The sequence below is a fragment of the Myxococcus sp. CA005 genome (genome assembly GCF_006518205.1).
GTDB lineage: Bacteria > Myxococcota > Myxococcia > Myxococcales > Myxococcaceae > Myxococcus > Myxococcus xanthus.
Genome location: NZ_SRLV01000018.1, coordinates 56,930 through 77,927, shown reverse-complemented (window position 1 = coordinate 77,927; position 20,998 = coordinate 56,930). Strand labels below are relative to the sequence as shown.

Here is a 20,998-nt window from a genome sequence, read left to right as displayed (position 1 = left end):
CTCTATTCCCGGGCCCCTTTGGTGATAAGGGAGCGCAGTTCCGACCCTTCCTTTATGAGTTCCCGAGCAATCTTGGCAAGCTCTTCCACCAACCGAGCCCGGCATCTAGCGGTCCCACGACATCCCTGAGTCGCGAACTCCAGCCGTTCAAAAACCGCCTCATGATACTCTCGAGGGTGCGGCCCCTTATGCCCTCGGATTTTCACAAGGTTCTCTGAATCACTCAGCTTCATTTCAGCCCGTCTAAAGATTCGCTCGAACCTCTGAGTCCAGGGGCCACCGGTCACATCGGAAACGGTGTTCTTATCAGTGCAGATGTGATGCACCTTGCCGTCGGGGTCGCCCTGAATGCCTCCAACAGCGCCCACCACAGCCCCAGCGCCTTCGCCTGCGCCCATCGCGACCGCGGCAACCGCTGTCGGTGCGAGCGTCACGTTCAGCACCCCGGCCGACGAAATCGAGATTGCCTGAACCTCCCCGGCCAGCGCGCCCGCTAGCTGGAAGCCCCCTTCAAGCTGCGCCCGGGAAGAAGCCTGGGCAAAGCCCGGCATCTTCGGTCCCTGTGCCGCCATCGCGCTCTTCCCGCCCAGCGCGGACAGCGCGACGATCACCAGGACACGGGCCCCGTTGTCGCCCAGCACTTTCCCGAAGCGATGCCCAGCCCGCTCCAGGTCCGCGAAGCCCGCCGCGTCCCGGGACTCGTCAAGCAAGCGCAGAAACCCCTGCCCGAGATTCCACACCGGCCCGGTCCCAAGGTAGGCGATGAGAGAGGCCGTAAGGGCAATCGCGATGACCTTCGTAATGGGCTCAGGCGCGACCAGCATCACGAGCGCCGTTCCGATTATCGTCGTGACCATCGCCCGCAGGGCGGCAGGGTTCACCATGTCCCGAATCGCGTCCTCGACGCCGACCCACACCGTGTCGAGCGCGAAGTAGAGCGCGAGCATTCGCCGTTCAGAGGGGCCCAGCGAGAACCCACCGGACAGCATGCTCAGGCAGCTATGGGGCTCGTCCTGCCGCTGGCAAATGCGCTCGTATGCCGAAGGGACCGATCTGCCTTGCGCGCCGTCAACGAAGCCCTCGGACGATGCGAGCAACGAGCGGCGACCGTCCTCCTCAACTTCCCTGAAGGCGACGTCGAGCCGCATGTCGAGCACGAGCTGCGCAACGGCACGCTTGAACTCGTCTTTGCCTATCTCGACAGGGTCGGACTCAACTGGAGTGAAGGCGATTGGCTCTCCGCCCCCAGTGTGCAGATGCACGACACGAGTCGACGCGCACCCGCTCGCAAGCAGCAACAGTGCAGCAATTCCTAAAGCTCTCATGTAGCCCCCGGGTCAGCCGCCAGCACATCGGCAAGCAAGGGGCCACATACCAGCCGAGTCTGACAATCTCCATGGTCCTACGAGACGATGGAAACCTTGAAGGTCTACTGCATCACCGGCCTCTACCGCGCCCAGGACAGACTAACGAAGCAGCCCGACGAGCAGCGCGCCGATGGTCACCGCCGAAGAGCACAATCGGCGACCGCTAGGCCGTCCCCTCCCTCTGGGCCGTGGGGCATTTCGGCGGGCCCACTTTACCATTCAGTGTCGCTTCTGTATGAAGGCGGCTGGGCGGCTGCGGTGTGTACGTAGTTCACGGCGTCGCGAGGTCCCAGACCAACCGCGCCGATTCCGTAGCCGCCCACTATCAATTCGCGAGCCTCGCAACGGCGAACCCGGCCCCAAGCCCGGCAAGCAGGGCCACAACGGCGACCGTGAAGGACACGTCCCCGGCCTGCTGGCGTAACGACTCGTTCTCGGCGCGCAGCCGCGCAATCTCCGAAGCGGTTCGAATGCAGCGGCTTTCCGCCAGCCAGCAGCCGCCCTCCACCTCAACGGCTGCCGAACCTCCATCCGGGAAGAGCTGAGCGCGCTCGACGCTGACGACCTCCGAGCCCGACGCGGGAAGCGCGAGCAGCACGGCCAGCACGAGCGCGCCGAGCTTCACTTGCCGCCCCGGGAGTCGAGCTGTTCCAGCACGGCAATCGCTGCGGCCTTCTCCGCGACCTGCCCAGCGGCAAGCGCCCCCGCCAGCTCAGCGCGGGCCATGGCGGCGCTCCCGAACAGAATCCGCTTGATGATGGTGAAGCCACCAGCAGCCGTCAGGGCGACTTGCAGCGCGGTCAGCATCAGCGCCAACGAGAACGGAGCCCCAGCAGCAAGCGCGTTCGCTACCGCTCCGGCGAGGGAGACGCCCAGCACGAGAACGGCGCCGCCCCTGTCGGTATTGAAGAACGGGACGAACCCGCCACCGAACCTCCGCAGCAGGTAGACGAGCACCACCACCACCAGGGCGGCGAGCAGCGCGTAGTTCCTGCTCGTCACGGCATTGAGAAGAAGGCGCGCGAACTCCTCGAACTGCTCGGGGTTCGGCCCGACTACACCAGCGTCAACCATGTTGCCTCCGGGTTAGAAGCCCAGCCGCTCCAGTTCGGCCGCGAGCTTCGGGTTTGCTGCACGCCACTTCGGCGACAGGCGCTCGGCATCGAGGCGAGCCCACACGTCGGCGAGGGAACTCTGCTGGACCAGGGTACGAAGCGGCGTGAGCTGAAGCGCGCTCACGTAGCCCGGCCACTGCACATGGGGGGAGTCGCCGAACCTGCCGCCCCAGACGAGTCCCGCCTTCGTGGATTCGTCACCCAGCACGCGGTAAGCCGACTCGCGCCAATCCGGCTGCACGCCAGGTCGCGGGCTCGCGTCACAGACGAAGTCGAAGGCGAGGCCGTAGTTGTGCGCGGACAGGCCTGCGGGCGATGCCTTGCCGCCCTTGCCCGCCACGTACAGCCGACGCAGCTCTGCCTGCTCCGGCAGGTCACGGAAGCCGTGGGTCGCGACGTAGCGGACGCCCCGAGCCGCACAGCGCGTGATGACCTCTAGGGACACGGCGACGAATGGCAGGAAGACACGGTCAAGGTCGACGCGATGGAAGTTGGCCCGGGTCATCGGGAATCCCCCGACGCGGCCTGGGTCCTGCGAAGAAGCTCCAGCTCCACCGTCTGCCGGACCTGGACAGGAAGGCCGACGGCGAACTCGTCGCGCCAGCGCCGCAAGGCCCCCAGCTCTACCGCAAGGGCGTTGATGCGCTCGTCCTGCCGCGCGACCTTCTCAACGAGGGCGCGAATCTCCCCGACCAGGGACTTCGCGGCCCAGGTAAGGACACCGATTCCCGCCGTTCCAAGCAGGGAACCGACGACGAGCTGCACGGACTGAGTCTCTTCTGCGGTCACAGCGCCACCGGGTCAAAGGGTGCCCCCGGTAAATGCGTGCGGATTCTGGAAGTGGCTCGGGCTAGGAATACACCCCGACAGTACAAGTTCTGCTAAGCTCGCAGCATTTAGCTTCCCCCCATCCCTACATTGTTCATCCTTGTCGCCCTTCCTACCGGAGAAAACAAACAATGCCCGAATGGATCAAGCTTCTAATACAGATTCTCGGACCTGCCGTCGCAACTGCAATCATTGTCGGAAGGTTCTCGCTGCGCTTCAACAATATGCTAGAGCACACAAAGCGCGATTTACAGGACTCACTGGCGAGCCGCGCGCGACGTGCCGACTACTTAAGAAACCAAATAGAGAAACTCTACGGTCCCCTCTCATTCTTACTAGAGACAACAAACGCCCGAGTCGAATGCGCCGACGAACTCTGGACAGTCGCGAACGCGCAACAAGATCAAGACAAGGCACCTCCTGGGACGGACCGATCTCCCATAAGCAAAAAGGCATACGAAGTTCAAGACAAATTCTACACACTCGCCCTTGACACAGGAAGCGAAACCATCAAGCTACTACACTCCGGGTGGGCGTGGCTTGATGAAGACGATCAAGCAGATGTCCTCTCGCACACAAAGGACATGGACAGAAACAAGATTGAATTCACCGGCCTTGGAAGCGCACACCTTCCAATCGAATTCTACAACACAGAAAACAACCCACATACAGCACTGGCCGTGCCTTCAATTCGAAACAGTTCGTTCGCCAAACGCATTCGCCAAAAACTAGCTGAAAAACAGCGCGAACTCTCAGGGCTCACACAGACACCGAACTGGACATCCAAATCTTAACCGCCGCACCAAAGTCAGCACGCCATCCATCTCAGCACATCACTCGCGCCTCACCGACTGCCTGGAGCGCTCTCTGCCAATTCACATGCCTTCGCCCATTCCCATTCATGCCGTTCAGATAGCTCACGCCAAGCCTCTGCATTCTGACGATTCATCACATGCTCACGCTCAACTTGGCGCAACGCATACTCTGTCGCCCTGTCCGGATCTTCAAGCAGGTCCGGCTCACTCAGTGACTGCAACTCCAAAAACAACTGCCGCCGACGCTCTCTCTTCTCAAGCGCCATCATTTCGCGAACATGGCGGATTGCTAAGTCATCCAGGCCCGGATGCTTACGCTGCATTTCTGCCCTTAAATAACGACATGGGTCGCTAGCTTCCAGTTCCTTACGTTCCCGGCGCTTGTCAATTTCGGCAACCAGGCTTCCCCCTAACGCAATCAGGAGCGCGACAGCCGAGTACTTCATTGACCACCTCCGCCGCAGGAGCCCATTCGAAGCGTTCCAGCGGGCCTCCCCGTAATAGCCGCGCATAACGCCAGACAAAAACAGCCAAAGCGGAACTCCAAGGATTCCCACAAGAACAAGCCATGCTGCGACCAAGCCCATGGCGTCGAAATACACGAGCATCATGCGAAAGACAAACTGACCAACCCGAGTCACTTGCGACCCACCACCAACTCCAGGGCAGACGCATTTTCAGCAGGGATGCATTTAATTGACTCAAGAGTCCGCAAATTGATTCAATCTAGACGTATCACCAATAGGAAGCTCTGCGTCGCTTGAGCTACGGACCGAGCAAATCCAGGGGCGGCAACCGCACCCTCGGAATCGCCAACCATTTCACCTCTATTGGAGCTCCTTTAGTCTCTCGGCTTCAGATTATGGGCAAGTAGTCCCTGCACAACGTAGGTCTTCGCGAACCGAACGGAGATCTTCATCACGTCGCCAGCCGCCGAAGGCTCAACGCGCGCCACTCGCCCCGGAGCGACACCATCGATGGTCTCTCCGGGGCGCAGTTCGTCGGTGCGAATCCATCCGCGCTCGAACGTCCGCCAGCGATGGTCCGGCGTCACGACGACAGCGCGCCCATCCGTCATCGTGAGCGTGCAACGCGCCGCCTGATGCCTGCTGACGTGCGTCACCTCGAAGATGCCGCCGTCTCTCTCGTGCTCGTGCATGGTGAGCACCTTCATCCCAGGCCGGAGCATCTCGGCAGGCACTTCCGAACCATCGCTGAGCAACACCGGCTCCCACGGCGCGACACAGGTTCCGTGCGAGCCCCCGCCACCTCCACCGCCGCCAGTGGGCGTTGACGCGGGCCCTGTCGCACTCCTCACCATGTTGACGTTGTAGCTGCTCGGAGGGAAGAACCACCGCTCGGCGCTGTAGCCGCTTGCATTGTGAAGCCGCACCTTCAGGTAAAGCATCCTGTTCGAAAGCGAGTCCCGCAGCCGGTTGAACCTGTCGCCATACATGAAGGTGAAGCCCGCGCTCGTCGCGTTGCTGGCGTCGCCGTCGACCGCGCCGTTCTGATACTTGCGGTCGGCCAGCGGCACCGACGTCCCGTAAAGCCACTGGGGCGCGTTGCTGTCGCTATACGCCCAGTAGAAACCCACCTCCAGGAAGCGCAGCGCATCCAGGTTGTCGCTCACCGCCTGGGGCTGGATGACGGCATGGTAGTGCGCCCAGGTGAAGTTCGCCGCTCCACCAGCAGCCCCGGCAATGGAGTAACCCTCAATCACCTGGATGTTGAGCCGGTCGATGTTCGGCACGCCCTCGTTGTTGCCTCGGTAGTAGATGCGGCTTCCCGTGTCCGCGAGGGCTTGCACGGAACGGAAGAAGCCGTCGCTCAGGTAGTAGCGCCCCACCTGGACGTTGTTCGAGGCCACCTTGAGCGTCGTTCCTACGTTGTCGAGCTTCGCCCCGGCCGTAGGGATGCCGCTGCCGTCCTCGGCGTAGTTGGACGTCTTGAGGGTGTTCGCCGCGAGCAAGTCGAAGGTGACCATCTTCCGCATGGAGACGGCATCGAAGTAGAGCCGCTTGCCCACGTCCGCCGCCGCCACCTGGGTTTCCCAGAAGAGCTGAACCCCCGTGCAACCGGCTGGGCACGTCCCCTTCACGGTGACACGCCGGTACGTCGTTCCCACCTGCCCCAGAAAGACGCCCGTATTCTGGCCCGCGTAGACGCCGCTCCCGTCCTCCCACAGCAAATGAAGGGTTCCCATGCCCCCCACAGTCGCTGAGGACGCCTTGACGTAAACCTCGGCGAAGAACTCGTCTCCAGGGGAGCACTTGAGCCGCCCGCCTGGGACATCCGAGCCATACCCGCCCGTCCAGCTCAGCCCCGGCCATGCCCCCGTGTTCGCCAGCTCCACCCGGCGCACCCAGCGGCCAACCCGGGCATTCACAGGGTCCTCGACAAGCCTGTCACCGTCGGGAGACTTCCCCACGGCGCGAATGCCCGCTTCGTTGTAGCCGTTCGGAATGAGGTTGTCGGTGGGCGGGTACAGCAGGTGCTGGAAACCGACTGCGGAGTCGCTCAGCGACGCGCCTTCGAGCTGCTTCGGCGTGACGGTGAATTGGGGCGATGGGTCCCCCCGGTTGCCGTAGCTATCCCTGGGCACCACGCGCACGTAGTAGGTCGCCCCCGGCATCAGGTCAGCCACACCGAATGCCGTCGTGTCGAAAGTCCCGCGCAGGGTGGAGCTGCTCGGCGTAAAGCCGCTCGACGTCGAAACGTGCAGCTCGTACCCCGACGCAACTGGGCCACTCGAAGCCGGGGTGAGGGACAGCGAGAAGCCGTTCACCACGGCCGTCACGTTGATGTCGAGTGGGACAAGCGGCGGGGACGTGTGCGCGGGCTCGCCCAGGCCGGGACGCGTGTCCATCTCCAGCCACATGGAGACGCCGAAGGAGGGCTTCCCGCGCGTTGTAAGCGTCGTGCGTGCGTCGCCCTCTGCCGTGAAGACGTGGCGGAACCCGGTGACTGCCAGGTTCTGCGCGTCCGAGTAGTGAACGCCGTTGGGGTGAAACCGAAAGAGGTCGCCCAGCTCCACCGGCAGGAAGAAGTCGAGGTCGATTTCCTGGTCGGCGAGCGGCTCGCACAAGTCGGACAGGGCCGCTTCCGCCATCCTCCGCGCTTCAACTTCGCGGTCGATGTTGCTCGAAGCATCCTCGGCAATCTGCATGTACCGCACGCCGTAAGCGGCCTGACTCGCGGCATCCTCGACGACGACACTCTTCGTCTTCGCGTGCCCCGCGACGTCCAAGTCGCCCGCGTCCGAGAAGACGACCTCCACCCTGTTGCGGACGTCCGTCCTGCTGACGACGAGCTTCGCAACGTCGCGGTAGTCGTCCGGACCAAAGGCCCACGCCAGGGGTGGATTCGTGCGAGTGGGCTCGGAGTACGTCAAAGCGAATGTCCCGCTCGACTCGCGCCAGCGATAGCGCGCCTCCCAGCCAATCTGTTGAGCCAGGTCGCGAACGGCATCGAGAACACTCGCCTTCTTCTGCGCGTACTGACGAAGCCTCCATCCTGGGGACACTGGGGTATGGAGCAGCACGCCCGTCCCGTTGTCCGTCAGGATGGCCTGCATCACCACCTCCACGGCAACGCCCTGCGCATCGTCACCATAGGCGCGCTCAACTTCAATGAACGTGTCCTGGAGCCGGCCGCCCAAGTCACGCCCACGGAAGACGAGCTGTTCGCCTGCGAAGTCGACTTCGTCGATGTCGCCATGAAACAGCGTCTGCCACTCACTCTCGCTGGGCGACATGCCGATGGGCGAAACCGCAGCTTCGACGATGAACTCTCTCCCCGGCCGGATGAGCTGCCCGTTTGCGGCATTCAGCTTCGAGTCGGCCCGGAGCGGGGCCACGCTGAAGAGTTCGATTTGCCGCTTGAGCGTCACCGTCGCGGCTGAAACGGGCTGGTCAACGTCCTCGTCCACCTCGACGGCGTCGAGAAAGTCGCGACCTTCAAGCTGGCTCAGATTCCGCCACGCCCCCGCGTCATCGAGCACCTTCACGCGAACATGGGAAGCGTGTCCGGCCGGGCTCGTGAGCGCCGCCAATCCCTGAGACGACATGCTGCGCATGGATTCCTAAACCTCTCGCAAGGTGAATTCGAGTCGCTCGCCGATGACGCGCGCCCCTTGGTGGATGAATTCGACGAACTCGCCGTCCCGCACTTCGCCAAGCACCTTCGTCTCACCGACCGAAAAGGCCCCGCCCGCCGACAGGTACGGCAACGCGCTCCAGGCACGAGCCGAGTGCCACGCGGCCACCTCCGGAACCCACGAGTCCGGAGCCATGAACGGCAGGCCGACAACGTCGTCGAAGCGCCGCAGGTTGAGCGCCCCAGTCAAAGACAGTGAGCCACTGGAGACGATCAACCCGCCCGCGCTCGCCGCAGCCGTCCCCTGCATCCAGCGCGCCCCATCGCTCCGGTTGATGACCTGGAGCCAAACGCCTCCCGTGGCATCGAAGAGGTGATGCAGCGTCGTCCAGCGGGGCCCGAGCTGCATCGCCCAGGAGCAAGACACGCCCAGGGGCAGTTCGAAGCCGCCACCGAAGCGCGCGCCTTGAAAGAGGCTCCCCGTCGCAATCGATGGGGCAAGGCCCCGACTCGTGAAGGTGTCGCCGTCGAATGCGAGTGCATGACCGTCCCCGGCAATCAGCCCACGGAAGGCCAACGCCTCAACGGATGACAGAGGCCCCGTCTTGAACTCCCACTCTTGGCGCGTCGCGCGGCGCCCAAGCCGGTAGACGCCGCTGAAGGAGCGCGAGTCGACGCCGATGCTCACCTGTCTTCGCCGTCCCTCGACAACGGGCACGGTGATGCCATTCAAGCTCAGGAAGGGCATCTCAATATCTCCCGTTCAGCCACTCGCCGTTGCCGCGACGTCGGCCCGCTTCGCGCTTCATTTCGATGTAGACCTGACGTGCTGTCTCAGCGGGGTCGTGCGCCGCCTGAATCACAATCTGCCCAACGCTGACGTTGCCGCCACTCACAGGGACAGCAGGGCTCGACGTAACGGGCGATGCGCCATGCACAGTTTGTGACTGCCCAGTAATCGGGTCCTGTGCGTTGAACCGTGCGAGCGCCACCTTGAAGCCGGAAGGAACGTTGCTGAGCGCCTCGGTTGCCTTCTTCGTGGCGTTGGCGTTCTCCCACTGAGCGACAGCGGCGGCTGAGTTCGCGGCGGCTGACTCGTAAGTCGTATCTCGCAGCGTGTTCAACGCCCCGTCGACTTGGTCCATCGGGACTTTCATGCTGTCGAGTCCCCGCGCCATCTTCTCGAAGGCGCCACCGACAACCGGAATCTTGCTGAGCGCACGGAAGACCCCGGCAATGAAACCGATGATGCCGTTCCACACCGTGCCGACGCCCTTCACGACGTAGAGAATCCCCATCGCCACGATTCGCACGACGGCGAAGAACGCCTTCATGATGGGGCCCGCGAGCAACGCCAGCGGCTGAGTCAGCGCGACGAGAATCTGTCCCAACACGCTGATGAGCGGGGCGAGTCCCTGGAAGAGCGTGCCAAGCACCTCCAGCACCGGGGCAATCGCCTGGAGCGGCGCGAGCAGCATTTCGAGCACCGGCACGATGGCGTCGAGCAGCGGCGCCACCATGTTGAAGGCGGACGCGAGGAGCGGCAGCACGGGGGCCAGCACGCGTCCGAGGGCATCGGCAACGAACTGGATGAAGCCCGCCGTCATCTGAATCAGCGTGGCGAACGTCGAGCTTTGCGCGAGCAGCTCGGCGACCACGGCGATGACGCCGCCCCACACGCCCCCCACGAGCATCCCTTGCTCGAAGCGCTCGAACAGCTCGTAGAGCCCGCCCAGGGCCTGCGTGAAGCGGCTCGTAAGGGTGCGCTTCGCTTCGTCGACAGCGCGAGCCAGCGCGTCCGCGAGTTCCTTCGCCTTCTTCCGGGCCACCTGCTCAATGACGGCCGCGACGTTGCCGACGCTCGTCAGGAACTCCTTCGCGTTGAAGTTCCCAATCTGGACGCGGCCCGCTTCGATTTCCGGTCCAGCGGACGGCGTGCGCAGCTTGCCCTTCGGCCCGCTGAGCATGTCGTCGAAGACGCCGCCGAACTTCTCACGGAGGAATGCCGCAGCGTCACCGCCGATCAGCTTCACGCCATCGAAGGCGTAGCCCGCGCCATAGGAGACGTCCGCCCAAACGGAAGCGAAGCCGTCCTTCAACTTGCCGAGTGCGCCGTCGGCGAACCCCTTCAGCCCGCCGAGAAGCGCGTCGCCGTTCAGGTCCTTCAACCCTTCGAGCGAGGCCGCGACGCCGTCGAGGTTGAGCGCGCGGGCGAGAGGCGCCGCCATGCGTGCCAGGTTGCGCACGACGAAGGCGAACGTTTCGAGCTGCCCGCGTGCCCACGTCCCGACAATGGCCCCAAGCCCCGTGAAGAGTTCCCGGAAGAAGGCCACCGCGCGCCCAGCGACTTCGGTGACGCCCCGCCAAGCAGACACGAACGCATCGCGCATGCCGGTGCTCGCGTCGTTCCACGCCTTGTAAAGCGTGCCCGCCAGAAGCACGACGCCTGCAACGGCGAGCGCGACAGCGGCCAGAGGCGCCGCCACCACGAGGATTCGCGCGGCGGCATTGCGGAAGGCCGCAGCAAAGCTCGCGTCGACCTGCTCAGCCCCCTTCGCGACTTTCTTCAGGTTGCCCTCAACAACGGGAGTCTCCCCACGGACGAAGCCGGAGAAGCGCACGACGGCCTTTCCCGCGCCGTCCAGCGCAGGGGCGACAACCGTACCCACAATTTCGGCAGTGCTCTTAACGACGCCAGCGGCAGTCCCCAGCGCGCCACCCGCGAGCGCCGCCGCAGTCCCCCATACCAGCATTGTCCCAACGGACTGCTTGACCGAAGGCTCAAGTCGTTGGAACCACCCGAGCGCGTGTTCAAGGACTTCGGAGAGTCTCTCAATGTGCGGCAGGACGGCTTCGCCGATTTCAGCGAAGACGTTGGTGAAGATGAGCTTGATTCTGTCGAGCCGCTCGGTGACGCCGCTGTCGAACTCAGCCACGGCGGCAAGCGCGCCATACAGGCCCACGCTGAACAGCCCGCCGATTGCGCCAATCTTCTTCCCGAGCTTCTCGATTTTGTCGGCCGTCTGCGCAACGTCCGCGACAATGCGTCGCATGGACTTGGAGAACTCGCCAACGGCGGCCGTGACGACGACATACAAGTCGCCAACTTTCAAACCGCCGCCAGCCATGACGAATCACCTCTTGCGCAAACGCCGAATGGACTGCTGGCCCGGCTGCGACACGCTTGGGGCCTGTTGGTTGGAAGAGCGCCTTTCGAGTTCGTCAGCCTCTCTTCGCGCATAGGCGACGAGCCCGACGACATCCTCGTAAGGCATTTCACGGACTGCGTCGGGCGGCAGCTTCAGGAGAGAGGCAACCCCGTAGAGCAGGCTCGCTTCGGGGTCGCTGTCTATTTTCCCCGCATCTTCTCTTCGCTGACGTTGAAGGCGTCGGTCAGGTCCGTCGCGAGGTCTTCAAGCCACGACTCATCGAGCAGCTCGTCGATGTCGTTGACGGAGAACATCGGGCGGCCCGTCTCCGCATCGTGAAGCACGCAGACGGCGATGCGCCCCAGCATCCGCGCTCCGGCCCGGTCCCCCGTCGGCTCGTTCTTCTCCGTCATCTCGCCAGCCTCGCGGGCCTGCTCAATCAGCCGCAGCCTGTCCCCCATCGTCGGCTTGATGATGTTCACCTTGACGCCGTCCACCTCCACCGACTTCAGGACGCGACGATTCTTCGCAAGCAGCTTGTGCTTGTTCGACATGGACTCTCCTTTGGGTGTGAAACGAGACAGCTCAGGGCGAGCCGTAGCCCCAGGCGAAAGCGGCGCCGTCCTCGGACTGGAAGGCGAAGCCGAGGAACTTCATCGTGTGCTCGTACAGGGCCCCGGGCGTCAGCTTGTGAGACAGCTCAGGCACCTTGACCCACGCGCGGAAGACTTGAGCCCCGGATGCCTTGCCAACTTCGATGAGCAGCGGAATCCCTTCAGCCAGCGCTTCAACCTCGAGCTCCGTGAGGGCCAGCCCCGTCAGCTCCCCCGAGAAGTCCCGGAGCGACACCGAACGCCGCTTGTAGGCGTCCCCCATGACTTGCAGCTCGACGACGTCGTTCGTCACCGTGAGGGAGATGGAGCGCACCAGGGCGAGCGGATGGACGGGCAACGCGTAGCCCGAGACGCGCACGAGGGCCGACGGGCCGGGAGCGCTGGCGAGGTGGACGTCGCCGAAGAGCGGGTCGACGTAGGCGTCAGCAGGTGTCCAGGCGTCGGCATCCCCGCTGGGGGAAACCTCGACGAACACGGGCGCTCCCGGATTGAGTCGGCGAAGCTCGGGGTCCGCGATTCGAAACTCGGTCCCCGTGAAGTCGGGCGCGGGCATGGGCACGGCTTCGGCTTCGAGGAACTCGGCAGGCTCACCAGCGACAGACAGCGAGCCGACATGCGCAGCGATGGCGGCCATCAGACGGCCACCGGGGCGCCATTGCCCAAAAGCTTGCAGGTGAACTCCACGACGCCACCCGGGGTCAGCTTCTCGTCGTAGCTGTTGACGACCATCGGGATGCGCTTGCCCTTGGAGCCGGCCGAGGCGCTGGGGTCGAAGATGAACGTCACGTAGACGGTGTTTCCGTCGTCGCGCGCGTCACGCAGCACGGACTGCGGCGCGTCGCCTTCCATGAAGTGGCCCGACAGGTCCGCGCTGGTGTCCTTCAGCGTCTGGACGCGGGACTTGTAGCCCGAGCCGCCGAGGTAATTCGTCTCAACGAAGTCGCCCGTCTCGCTGAGCGACGCATCCGTCAAACCGTCGACGCGGTCAGCGGCCTGCGTGGCATTCGCGTCTGAGCGCACCGAAACACTGTCGAGGTGAGCAGCAACAGGGGTCGCCATTGGTAGTTTCCCTACCGACTCGGAAAGAGTCGCGAAAGCGTGGCAAGAATCTGGGCGGCAACCGTCTTGCGGAACTTCGCGCGCCCCCGACGGGCGGGCTTGCGCAGGAAGTGGACCGGCGTGGCGAAGCGTTGCTCGCCCCAGTGAAACCCTTCGTGAATGGCGCCCGCAGCGTCGTGGGCATACCCAGCCGTTGCGCTGACGCTCGCCTTCGCGTCGTTCAGCTCCGGGCCGTCGACAAACCCGGACGTGCTAAGCGGCGGCTTGCCGTCCGTGTCCCGAGCGCCCACAGGCACCAGGGCGCGGCTCGCCTGGAGCACCGTCGACGCGTGTTCGCGAGTCAAAGGCGCCAGGTCGGCGAGTACGGGCCGCTCCACCTTCCGCAGCTTGTCGAGCAGTCTGAAATCAAGAGCAACTTTGAGTGGCATTGCCCCCGGTAAATGCGTGTGACTTTCGCGAGTGGCTCACGCGCCCAGGTCGATGAAGGAGGCATCCACGGTGAAGGTCCACCAGTGGCGGTCGCTTCCATCGGTGCCGATGTAGTTGGGGCTGCCTTCGTCCACCTCAATCAGCACGTAGGGCGCGGCGCTCGCGAGGTGGAGCACGTCGAGGGCCGCGAGCGCGAGCGCCTGTCCCTCCCGGAAGCGCTCACGGGCGGAGCGCACGCGGACCTGACAGGTGACAGTCCGGTACGTCTTGCGTCCCCCGCCGATGTAGCTCTGCGGCGGCTCCCCTCCGGTTTGCAACACGAAGCACGCAACGTCCGGCACGGTGGCGTCGTCGTCTTCGAGCGTCGGGCCGAGAAACAGGTTGGCCCCGGCGCTCAGGTTGAGGCCCCCACCGGCGAGAATCGTCGCGAGGTCGGCAGCAGTGTCGCGGGCCATTAGAGCCAAACCTTCCGGTAGCGCAGGACGCCCGCCCCGTCGACGTGCTCGTCAACGGCGGCAGGGCGACGGGCGTGGTTGAAGTCGGTGATGTCGTCGCCCTTGAACCAAAGTCGGTGGCGCAGGGTGACGGGCGCTTCGGTGTAGACGACGAAGGAGGCGACGAATTCGGCGCCGTTGGCATCGCGAATCAGCTTTCGACTCGGTTGGATGCGCGCGGGAGCTTCCTGGATGGGCCCCAGCAGAGGAGTCCCCCAGGCGTCCCGGCCGACGACTTCGGCGTAGCTCACTCGCTGGCGGAAGAGAGAAGCGGGCCCGCTCATCAACTGGCCCTCCACAGGACGTGAGGCGCTACGAGCAGCTCGGCGCGGGGGCTCGCAAGGCGCTGGCCCGCGCTCCGCTCCCGGTAGCTCACGGACCAATCGCCGAGACTCTCGCTGGACACGTCCGCATCCCGGCCCCGGCCCCGGTAGAGCGCGCAGGCTTCGAGGATGGCGGCCTCTTCCACTTCGGCGGGCAGGGTAACGGGCCCCTGGGACGCGTCGAGGGCCACTTGCCCCGGCGTCACGTAGCCGCCCGTGTACGTCACGGCCAGCGCATCGGGGCGCCCCTGCCGCATCTCGACTGTCAGGGTGACGAGCCCGCCGACGCGCGCCGTTACCGGCCAGAGGCCAGCGAGGCGGTAGAGAAGGCCCCCCGCAGCAAGGTCCCCGGCAAGGGTGTAGCTCCCCGCGTCGAGCAGCTCGCCCCCTTCCGCAACGCTGAGGACTTCGACGAGCGGCGGGCGGCTCAGGAGGACGTAGGGGCGGCCGTAGCTGTCCGGGTACTCCGTCACCGTGGCCCGCTCGAAGGCCCGGCTGCACAGCCTCGCGATTGCACTGCTGGCGGAAGTGACGCAGCGCTCGACGTGCGAGTCGGAGGGCACGCCCAGGTCGGCGGCCACGGTGGCGGCAAGGCAGAGGTCAGTCGGGCAGGCCATGGAAGGGGCTCAGGAGGGCGTAGGAACGACGAAGCCGGGGCCCCCTGGGGAAATGGGGAGCCCCGGCCCGGGAAATGCGTCCTGGCGCGGCGCTAGGTGGCGGGAATCTCGTCCGGCCCGCACAGGACAATCAGGCTGGACGCGCCCAGGGTGGGAGATGTGCCCCCCGTGAGGGCCACCGTCTCCACGACTCGGAGGTAGCGCTGCGCAGTGGGCAGCCGGACATTGAGCCGGGCCACCGCGTTGGGGGCAGTGAGGGGGACGACTGCGGCATCAGGCAGGTCCGTCCATCCGTTCTGGCCGTCGGCGCTCTCCTGGAGCTTCGCGGCCAGCGACAGCGCCGTCGGGGCACCAGTGGCGGTCCCCGTCAAAGCCGTCAGCACGCACGAGTCGAAGCCGAAGCGGTCGACGGCGGCGCTGTTCCGCGTCCCCACGCTCACAGCAGCGGGCACAGTCCCAGGGCGGATGCCGACGAGCACGCCCGCGTCGGTGGAATTGGCGTTCATGGTGGGGCCTCTCAGGTGTAGGTGATGGAGCTGAACGCCTTCGGCTGGCGAACCTTGAAGTCGCCCTTCACGATGGCGCGCACGGTCGTCTCGTCGTACTCGGCGCGAACGTCGTGCTCGGACAGAATCAAGTCCTCGTCGATGCCGTAGATGAACTGGCGCCAGTCCGCCGAGAAGGTGATGCGCGACACCGGCACGCGGGTCGTCATCACGAAGGGGAAGCCGCGAATCGTCCCCCGGTCGAGCATTTCCTGCCGGAACACCCAGACGCCGGAATTCTGAAGCTGAAGCAGCGCCGTCGCCCGCGTCGGGTGAAGCACCCACGCCGCGTTGCCCATGCGGACATGCGCCGTCAGCGGCAGCTCAACGGCCTTGTCGACGTCGGACAGGTAGGCGGCTGCCGTCGTCCCAGTGGAAGCGAAGGTGTGAGCGGCGTCGAGCTGAGCGAAGAGCCCCTTCGGCGCGGCGCCCGTCCCGTCCCCGTTGAAGCCCGCGTCGTCCAGGCCATCGGCCACCGTCGCCCGGATGTCCTCGCCGACGCCCGCGTCACCCACGCCCGGCGTGCGCAGCAAGTCGTTGCTGATGTCGGTCAGCACCATGCCCTTGTGCGCCTTGAGGACAATCTTCCCGTACTTCGGCGCGCTCTTCGGGACCGTCTCGCCCTCCCCTACCCACTTGAAGACGGACGTCCCGGTTTGCTTGCCCATGTGCAGCTCCCCCTTGAACGTCTGGGTTCGCACGCCCAGCTTGAGCATCGCCGCGTCGGGCCGCAGGAACTCAATCACTTCGCCGCTCTGCTGGATGGGCACCAGCACACCCGCCGAGTCGAACTTGCTGAGCTGAACGGCCTTCTGGACATCGGCGTTGCCAAAGCGCTTCGCGGCGTCGACCAACTCGGCGGCTCCGGTGCGGCGTCCGGCCGCGATGACGCTCTTCGCGAAGCCGCCGAAGTTCTCCGCGCTCGCGTAGACGCCAGTCCCGCGCGGCGCGTTGCCCGGCTCAGCCCGGCCCGGGGCACTTCGAGCGGCGGCGTCCATCAGCTCGCGCGCGACCTCGGGGCCGAGCGCCTTCACCATCTGTGCGATTTGCTCGCGAGTCATTCCTTCACTCCCCGGATGTAGCCCTTGAATGCCTCGACGAAGCTCTTCGCGGCGTCGGCGGCGTTGAAACCCTTCGTCTCGTCCTCGTCGGGCTCGCTCTTCTGCTCGTCCTCGACGTCTTCCTCGTCCGTCGACTTCGCTTCGTCCTCGATGTCTTCTTCGTCGGGCTCGCTCTTCTGCTCGTCCTCGTCCGTCGACTTCACTTCGGCCCGCGCGTCGAGCAACTCGACAACGCGCGCGGCAATCCGCTCGACGATGTCTTCGGGCGCTTCGTCCAGGGACTTCGAGCGCACGGCCCGCGAGTTCCCCGGAATCGTCACGACGGAGACTTCGAGCAACTCTTGCGCGTCGCAGTCGTAGCCGCCCCGCTCGTTCTGCCGGTACTGGCCAGGGAGCATGAGGTAGCGGACGGAGACGGCATTCAGGATGCCCTTTGAAACTTTGCGTTCGACCTTCTTCGCGAACTCGTCTTCGTCGTCGAATTCGATGTCCACCATCAGGGCATCGCCTTCGACGTAGACGCGCCCCTTCCCGATAGGCAACTGAGGTTCAGCCCCAGTCAACGAGGCGCTCGCCCCGTCGTCGTGGTTGTAGAGGACGACGCCATTCGCGTTGTAGCCGTCCACCCGCCAGCCTTTGACGTTCAGCCGGTCCGAGTAGCGGTCGAAGTCGCCGTCACTCGCTTTGAACTTGAAGACGCGCCGTCCGCCAATGGACTCGACGGCGCTCAACGTCGCCGCGTCCTTTCGAACGGCGCTCAGCCGCAGGGAGCGTGTAATGGGGCCAGTCATGCACCCGGTAAATGCGTGTGACTTCTGCGAATGGCTCAGCCGTCCTTCGTCGCCTCGGCATGCGCTTCCGCCGAGCTGCCTTCGACGGGCGTCGGCGTCTCGCCGGGCTCGTTGGGCTTCTGACCCGGAAGCAGCTCCGCGAAACCTTGCCGCTCCGGGTGAGGCTTGAAGCCCGCTTCGACTCGCCACTCGTCGAAGGTGAAGGCGCTCGGGAGCGTCCCCATCACCCGCAGCCGGTGCTCACGGTCGGCAGGCACGGGGGAGTCGTAGGAGAGAAGCACGTCGTCTTCGAAGCGGGGTGCCAGGTGCTTCTGCATCGACGCGAGAAAGACTTCGGCGCGCGGCTTCGTCGCCTGTTCGGCAAGGTGCTCTCGCGCCGCGTAGCTGGTCGCCTTATTGCTGCTCGTCACGTCGCCCACAATCTCCGGCGGCACCCGGTACACCATCCGCACGAAGTCCATGAGGAAGCGGCGCAGGTCGACGAGCTGCATGTCGCGGAAGGGCGTGTCGAGCCGGGCAAACGTCGTCCGCCCGCTCGTAATCATCACCCGGCCTGCGTTGGCGGGGCCCCCGTACTCACGCGCGAGCGACTCTTTGAAGGCCCTCGCGGGCCCGGCCTGCGACTCGTTGAAGCCCTCAATCGCGATGACGGCGCCCGGAAGCATGTTGTTGAAGAAGGCGTTCTTCGTGAAGCGCGCCGCGTGCTCGTCCGTGTCGACTTCGTCGCCCAGCGAGTAGGCGATGCCGATACCGCGGCCAAGCGGGTCAGCCGGATTCAATCGCTTCACGTAGATGACGCTCGCCGCAGGCAGGAGGAATGTCCGCCCGCCAGCGGCCACCGTGTAAGTGCGCTCCGACTTCGGCTTGCTCAGGTCCGGCAGCGCGAGGACGCAATCGGGCGGCACCGGCCACAGGCCTACGGGCACGCCCGCCAGCTCTTCGACGACAGCGAAGAACTCGCCCGTCAAGTCATAGTGCAGACAGAAGAGCTTCGCGAAGTCGCGGCCCGTCATGTAGTCGTTCGGGTCCGCCAGCAGCCGCAGCAGCGGATGGTCGGGCAGCTCCACCGCGTCCCCCGTCTCGACGAGCGACTTCAACCGCTCCCGGCGCACGTCGCCACAGGCCCGCCGCAGCGACACGTCGACCAGCGACTTCCGCGTCGTTGGGTCCTGCCGGGTGAAGGCCCGCCACGTCACGTCCGCGAAGGCATCGCCCACCGTATCGACGATGGTTCCCAGCCACGGCATCTCGGCGTAGGCCGCGAGCAGCGCGGGCACCTCGCGACGCGGCGGGGCCGAAGCCCAGCGGCTCAGCTCCAGCCCCGTTCCCTTGCGCTTGCTGCTCCCGCGAAACGCGGCGCGCATCCTGTCCAACATCCCCATGGAGAACCTCACACCGCGAAGAACTGTTCGACGAAGACCAAGTCATGAACGCCCCAACAGAAGGCGTCGGCCCTGTCGTCGCGACGCCCGTTGATGCCGGTGAACTTGCTGAGCTGCGCTTCGAGCTTCGGGAACGTCCCGACGAACTCGACGCGGCCCGCTTCGGCCAGGGCGGACACCGGCTCAGCGCGCTTGCTCTTCGCGCTCGTCGCCCGCACCGGCTTCACGTTGACACTGACGCCCATCTCGCCCGCGACGGTGCTGATGAGCGTTTCCACCATCTCCCCGCCCGTGTTCACTTCGACGACGAGCGCGTCACATCCCCATTCGAGATAGGCCCGGATGGCCGTCGTCGCCCACTCACGGGGGCTCGCTCGGCGCGACAGGTCCGCCAGCACAGAGACGCGCTTGAGCGGCACTCCGTCGGCACCGAAGAGCGCGCTCGACTTGCACCCCTGGACGATGATGCCCGTTTCGTCCGAGCCGGTTTCGCTCGTGGGGCTCGGGTCCACGCTGACGATGCGCCTGTCCAACTGCTGGGCATACTCGTGCGCGTCGGCCTCCACGCGGCCCCACTTCGCCGAGCCAAAAATTGCCCCGGGCACGTCGAAGAGCAGGCGGCCTAGAACCTCTTGCTGTCCCCAGCGGGTGTTCGCCAGCGCCCGCATGTTCGCCACGGCCGACGGCGCCAGGTTCGCGAAGTTGCTCAGCGAAGAGCCCGTTCGAAGCACCACGCCCGGCTTGAGTTCCTGCGTCTCCGCGTTGGCGAAGAGCAGCTCTTCAATCTTCTTCAGCGGGCGCGGCGTCCCGGTGAGCAGAAGCTGCGGCGGGTCCTCTCGCGAGCCGATGCGCAACACGAGCGGGAGCTGATCGACGGCCGCCATGTCGTGTTTCCACGAAGCGGGTTCGTCCCCCCAGCCCCACCCGGCATTCGGGCCGCGCAGCCGGTCGGGCTTATCCGCCGAGTAGCAGATGGCATAGACGCCGTTGGGCCACGTCACCCGGCGCTTGCTGGGCTCGTACTTGGGGGTAAACCAGGGGGGCGACAGGGCGAGGATGCCGGACGCGCCGCGAATCATCGTGTCGCGCACGTCCGCCGCAGTCGGGCCGATGAGGGCCCCGACGCTCTTCGCCTGCCACGCCTTTTTGATGACCCAGCGCGCGCCGCACCACGTCTTCCCGAAGCCGCGCCCGGCCATGACGAAGCACGTCGAGAACTTGTCCGGGGGCGACTGCTCGCGACGCGCCCAGAAGTCGAGGTCGTAAACGAGCAGCTCGACTTCCTTGTCGTCGAGCCCGCCGAAGAGCTTCGCGAGCTGAGCGCGGGAGCCGGCCGTTTGCACCATCCGGGACGCGGGGGACTCGTGCGGCGCGAGCCTCTCGGCGAACTTCCCCCAGGCGCCTTTCGACAGGAGGCTACGCATCGCTCGCCCCCTTGTCTTCGAACTGCTCGGACGGGGCAGCTTCGGCAGGGACGGACGCGGGCAGCTCGTCCGGGAGGAACTTCCCGAGCCGGTCAATCAGCAGCTCGCGAAGCGCGGCAGTGTCGGCAGCCTGGTCCTCGGGACTCTTCGCCTCGACGTTGTCGCGTCGGCCGTACAGCTCCGGGAAGCGGCGGCTCAAGAGCCACTGGACGTGCTTCGGGTTCGTCGTCGCGGCGGCCTGGAGAGTCTCTGTCGCCCCCTGCATGAACTCCGCTTCGGCCCGGTTCACCGCGACGAAGAACTCTCGGTAGAGCCCGCGCGCCTCGCTCGCGCCCCGGTGGAACCAGCGGGAAACGGTCTGCTCGTCGACGCCTACGAGGCCCGCAGCCGCTCGACGGAAGAGGCCCGAGCGCAAGTGCTCGCAGATCTGCTGTTGAAGCTCAGGAGTGAGTTTGGTTGGTCGCGCCACACCCGGTAAATGCGTGCGGTTTCGCGAAGTTTTTCGGGGGAGCGCTCAACAAAACGCATCGACCCCACGGTTTTTCTCAGAATTTTTTGAAAGTGGGGGCGCTCCGAGCAAGCCAGAATTCCGCCGCAGACAGAAAATCCGAGCCGGGGGGCCCCTCCCAGGTCATTTCACTCCGACTGAAACACAGATTCACTGCCAGTGATCGTCATTACTTGGCACGAATTCGCGCGTCACACGCAGGCACAACGATACACCGCGCATTCCAGCTACGGCGCCACCCACCATCGGGTGCCTGTCGCTCGACAACGGCTAGCCTTCCTTCACCCCGCAGGAGATGCACGCCGCACAGGTCGCAACGGGCGCCATAGGAGTTTCGCCGACGCGTGGCTTCCAAGTCCGCGCACGCCATGTGACGAGC

Annotated in this window: 23 protein-coding genes; 1 reads left to right on the top strand and 22 read right to left on the bottom strand. The window is 65.2% G+C overall.

Features of this window, described 5'->3' with window-relative positions; genetic code table 11:
• Positions 1–2: 2 nt before the first annotated feature.
• From FMQ63_RS10830 to FMQ63_RS10810, 5 genes are all read right to left on the bottom strand, one after another.
• Positions 3–1,325, bottom strand: a complete 1,323-nt coding sequence (locus FMQ63_RS10830) for an AHH domain-containing protein (RefSeq protein WP_011551350.1) — start codon at positions 1,323–1,325, stop codon at positions 3–5.
• A 367-nt stretch (positions 1,326–1,692) separates the two neighbouring features.
• Positions 1,693–1,992: a hypothetical protein gene (locus tag FMQ63_RS10825; protein WP_011551349.1), complete on the bottom strand. Its 300-nt coding sequence runs from the start codon at positions 1,990–1,992 to the stop codon at positions 1,693–1,695.
• Entirely contained in the window at positions 1,989–2,441 is a 453-nt protein-coding gene (locus FMQ63_RS10820) for a hypothetical protein (RefSeq protein ID WP_011551348.1), read from the bottom strand. Before FMQ63_RS10820 ends, FMQ63_RS10825 begins: the two co-directional genes overlap by 4 nt.
• A gap of 12 nt (positions 2,442–2,453) precedes the next feature.
• Positions 2,454–2,927 carry a M15 family metallopeptidase gene (locus FMQ63_RS10815; RefSeq protein ID WP_228556404.1) on the bottom strand — a complete coding sequence of 158 codons (474 nt, stop codon included), beginning with the start codon at positions 2,925–2,927 and terminating at the stop codon, positions 2,454–2,456.
• Positions 2,928–2,983: 56 nt separating this feature from the next.
• The gene (locus FMQ63_RS10810) at positions 2,984–3,247 is read right to left on the bottom strand and encodes a hypothetical protein (RefSeq protein WP_020478240.1); all 264 of its coding nucleotides are present in this window, start codon (positions 3,245–3,247) and stop codon (positions 2,984–2,986) included.
• A 194-nt stretch (positions 3,248–3,441) separates the two neighbouring features.
• Here FMQ63_RS10810 and FMQ63_RS10805 point away from each other — a divergent pair, with 194 nt between their 5' ends.
• On the top strand, positions 3,442–4,104 hold the full coding sequence (locus FMQ63_RS10805; RefSeq protein WP_141276610.1) for a hypothetical protein: 663 nt from the start codon (positions 3,442–3,444) through the stop codon (positions 4,102–4,104).
• Positions 4,105–4,154: 50 nt separating this feature from the next.
• Here the strand turns inward: FMQ63_RS10805 and FMQ63_RS10800 are convergent, their stop codons facing one another.
• The 17 genes from FMQ63_RS10800 to FMQ63_RS10720 all read right to left on the bottom strand — a co-directional run bounded on the left by FMQ63_RS10800 (position 4,155) and on the right by FMQ63_RS10720 (position 20,526).
• A complete protein-coding gene (locus FMQ63_RS10800; RefSeq protein WP_141276608.1) occupies positions 4,155–4,736 on the bottom strand; it encodes a hypothetical protein in 582 nt (193 codons plus the stop codon).
• 230 nt (positions 4,737–4,966) lie between these two features.
• Entirely contained in the window at positions 4,967–8,203 is a 3,237-nt protein-coding gene (locus FMQ63_RS10795; RefSeq protein WP_011551345.1) for a hypothetical protein, read from the bottom strand.
• 6 nt (positions 8,204–8,209) lie between these two features.
• Positions 8,210–8,971: a hypothetical protein gene (locus FMQ63_RS10790; protein ID WP_011551344.1), complete on the bottom strand. Its 762-nt coding sequence runs from the start codon at positions 8,969–8,971 to the stop codon at positions 8,210–8,212.
• Between the two features lies 1 nt (position 8,972).
• The gene (locus FMQ63_RS10785) at positions 8,973–11,351 is read right to left on the bottom strand and encodes a hypothetical protein (RefSeq protein ID WP_011551343.1); all 2,379 of its coding nucleotides are present in this window, start codon (positions 11,349–11,351) and stop codon (positions 8,973–8,975) included.
• A 221-nt stretch (positions 11,352–11,572) separates the two neighbouring features.
• Positions 11,573–11,926: a tail protein gene (locus FMQ63_RS10780; protein WP_011551342.1), complete on the bottom strand. Its 354-nt coding sequence runs from the start codon at positions 11,924–11,926 to the stop codon at positions 11,573–11,575.
• A 31-nt stretch (positions 11,927–11,957) separates the two neighbouring features.
• Positions 11,958–12,620: a hypothetical protein gene (locus FMQ63_RS10775; protein WP_011551341.1), complete on the bottom strand. Its 663-nt coding sequence runs from the start codon at positions 12,618–12,620 to the stop codon at positions 11,958–11,960.
• On the bottom strand, positions 12,620–13,045 hold the full coding sequence (locus FMQ63_RS10770; protein WP_011551340.1) for a phage tail tube protein: 426 nt from the start codon (positions 13,043–13,045) through the stop codon (positions 12,620–12,622). The genes FMQ63_RS10775 and FMQ63_RS10770 overlap by 1 nt, the downstream gene beginning before the upstream one ends.
• 11 nt (positions 13,046–13,056) lie before the next feature.
• Positions 13,057–13,473 (bottom strand): hypothetical protein, encoded by a 417-nt coding sequence (locus tag FMQ63_RS10765; RefSeq protein WP_011551339.1) that lies wholly within the window; start codon positions 13,471–13,473, stop codon positions 13,057–13,059.
• Between the two features lie 36 nt (positions 13,474–13,509).
• The gene (locus tag FMQ63_RS10760) at positions 13,510–13,929 is read right to left on the bottom strand and encodes a minor capsid protein (protein ID WP_011551338.1); all 420 of its coding nucleotides are present in this window, start codon (positions 13,927–13,929) and stop codon (positions 13,510–13,512) included.
• Entirely contained in the window at positions 13,929–14,252 is a 324-nt protein-coding gene (locus FMQ63_RS10755; protein ID WP_011551337.1) for a hypothetical protein, read from the bottom strand. Before FMQ63_RS10755 ends, FMQ63_RS10760 begins: the two co-directional genes overlap by 1 nt.
• A complete protein-coding gene (locus tag FMQ63_RS10750) occupies positions 14,252–14,908 on the bottom strand; it encodes a hypothetical protein (RefSeq protein ID WP_011551336.1) in 657 nt (218 codons plus the stop codon). Before FMQ63_RS10750 ends, FMQ63_RS10755 begins: the two co-directional genes overlap by 1 nt.
• 92 nt (positions 14,909–15,000) lie before the next feature.
• Complete coding sequence (locus FMQ63_RS10745; RefSeq protein ID WP_011551335.1) at positions 15,001–15,414, bottom strand: hypothetical protein; 414 nt, start codon at positions 15,412–15,414, stop codon at positions 15,001–15,003.
• An 11-nt stretch (positions 15,415–15,425) separates the two neighbouring features.
• Positions 15,426–16,514, bottom strand: a complete 1,089-nt coding sequence (locus tag FMQ63_RS10740; RefSeq protein WP_011551334.1) for a phage major capsid protein — start codon at positions 16,512–16,514, stop codon at positions 15,426–15,428.
• A complete protein-coding gene (locus FMQ63_RS10735; protein ID WP_011551333.1) occupies positions 16,511–17,305 on the bottom strand; it encodes an HK97 family phage prohead protease in 795 nt (264 codons plus the stop codon). The genes FMQ63_RS10740 and FMQ63_RS10735 overlap by 4 nt, the downstream gene beginning before the upstream one ends.
• 35 nt (positions 17,306–17,340) lie before the next feature.
• Complete coding sequence (locus FMQ63_RS10730) at positions 17,341–18,669, bottom strand: phage portal protein (RefSeq protein WP_020478244.1); 1,329 nt, start codon at positions 18,667–18,669, stop codon at positions 17,341–17,343.
• A gap of 26 nt (positions 18,670–18,695) precedes the next feature.
• The gene (locus FMQ63_RS10725; RefSeq protein ID WP_011551331.1) at positions 18,696–20,111 is read right to left on the bottom strand and encodes a terminase family protein; all 1,416 of its coding nucleotides are present in this window, start codon (positions 20,109–20,111) and stop codon (positions 18,696–18,698) included.
• Positions 20,104–20,526: a hypothetical protein gene (locus FMQ63_RS10720; protein WP_216608725.1), complete on the bottom strand. Its 423-nt coding sequence runs from the start codon at positions 20,524–20,526 to the stop codon at positions 20,104–20,106. The genes FMQ63_RS10725 and FMQ63_RS10720 overlap by 8 nt, the downstream gene beginning before the upstream one ends.
• Between the last annotated feature and the right edge of the window lie 472 nt (positions 20,527–20,998).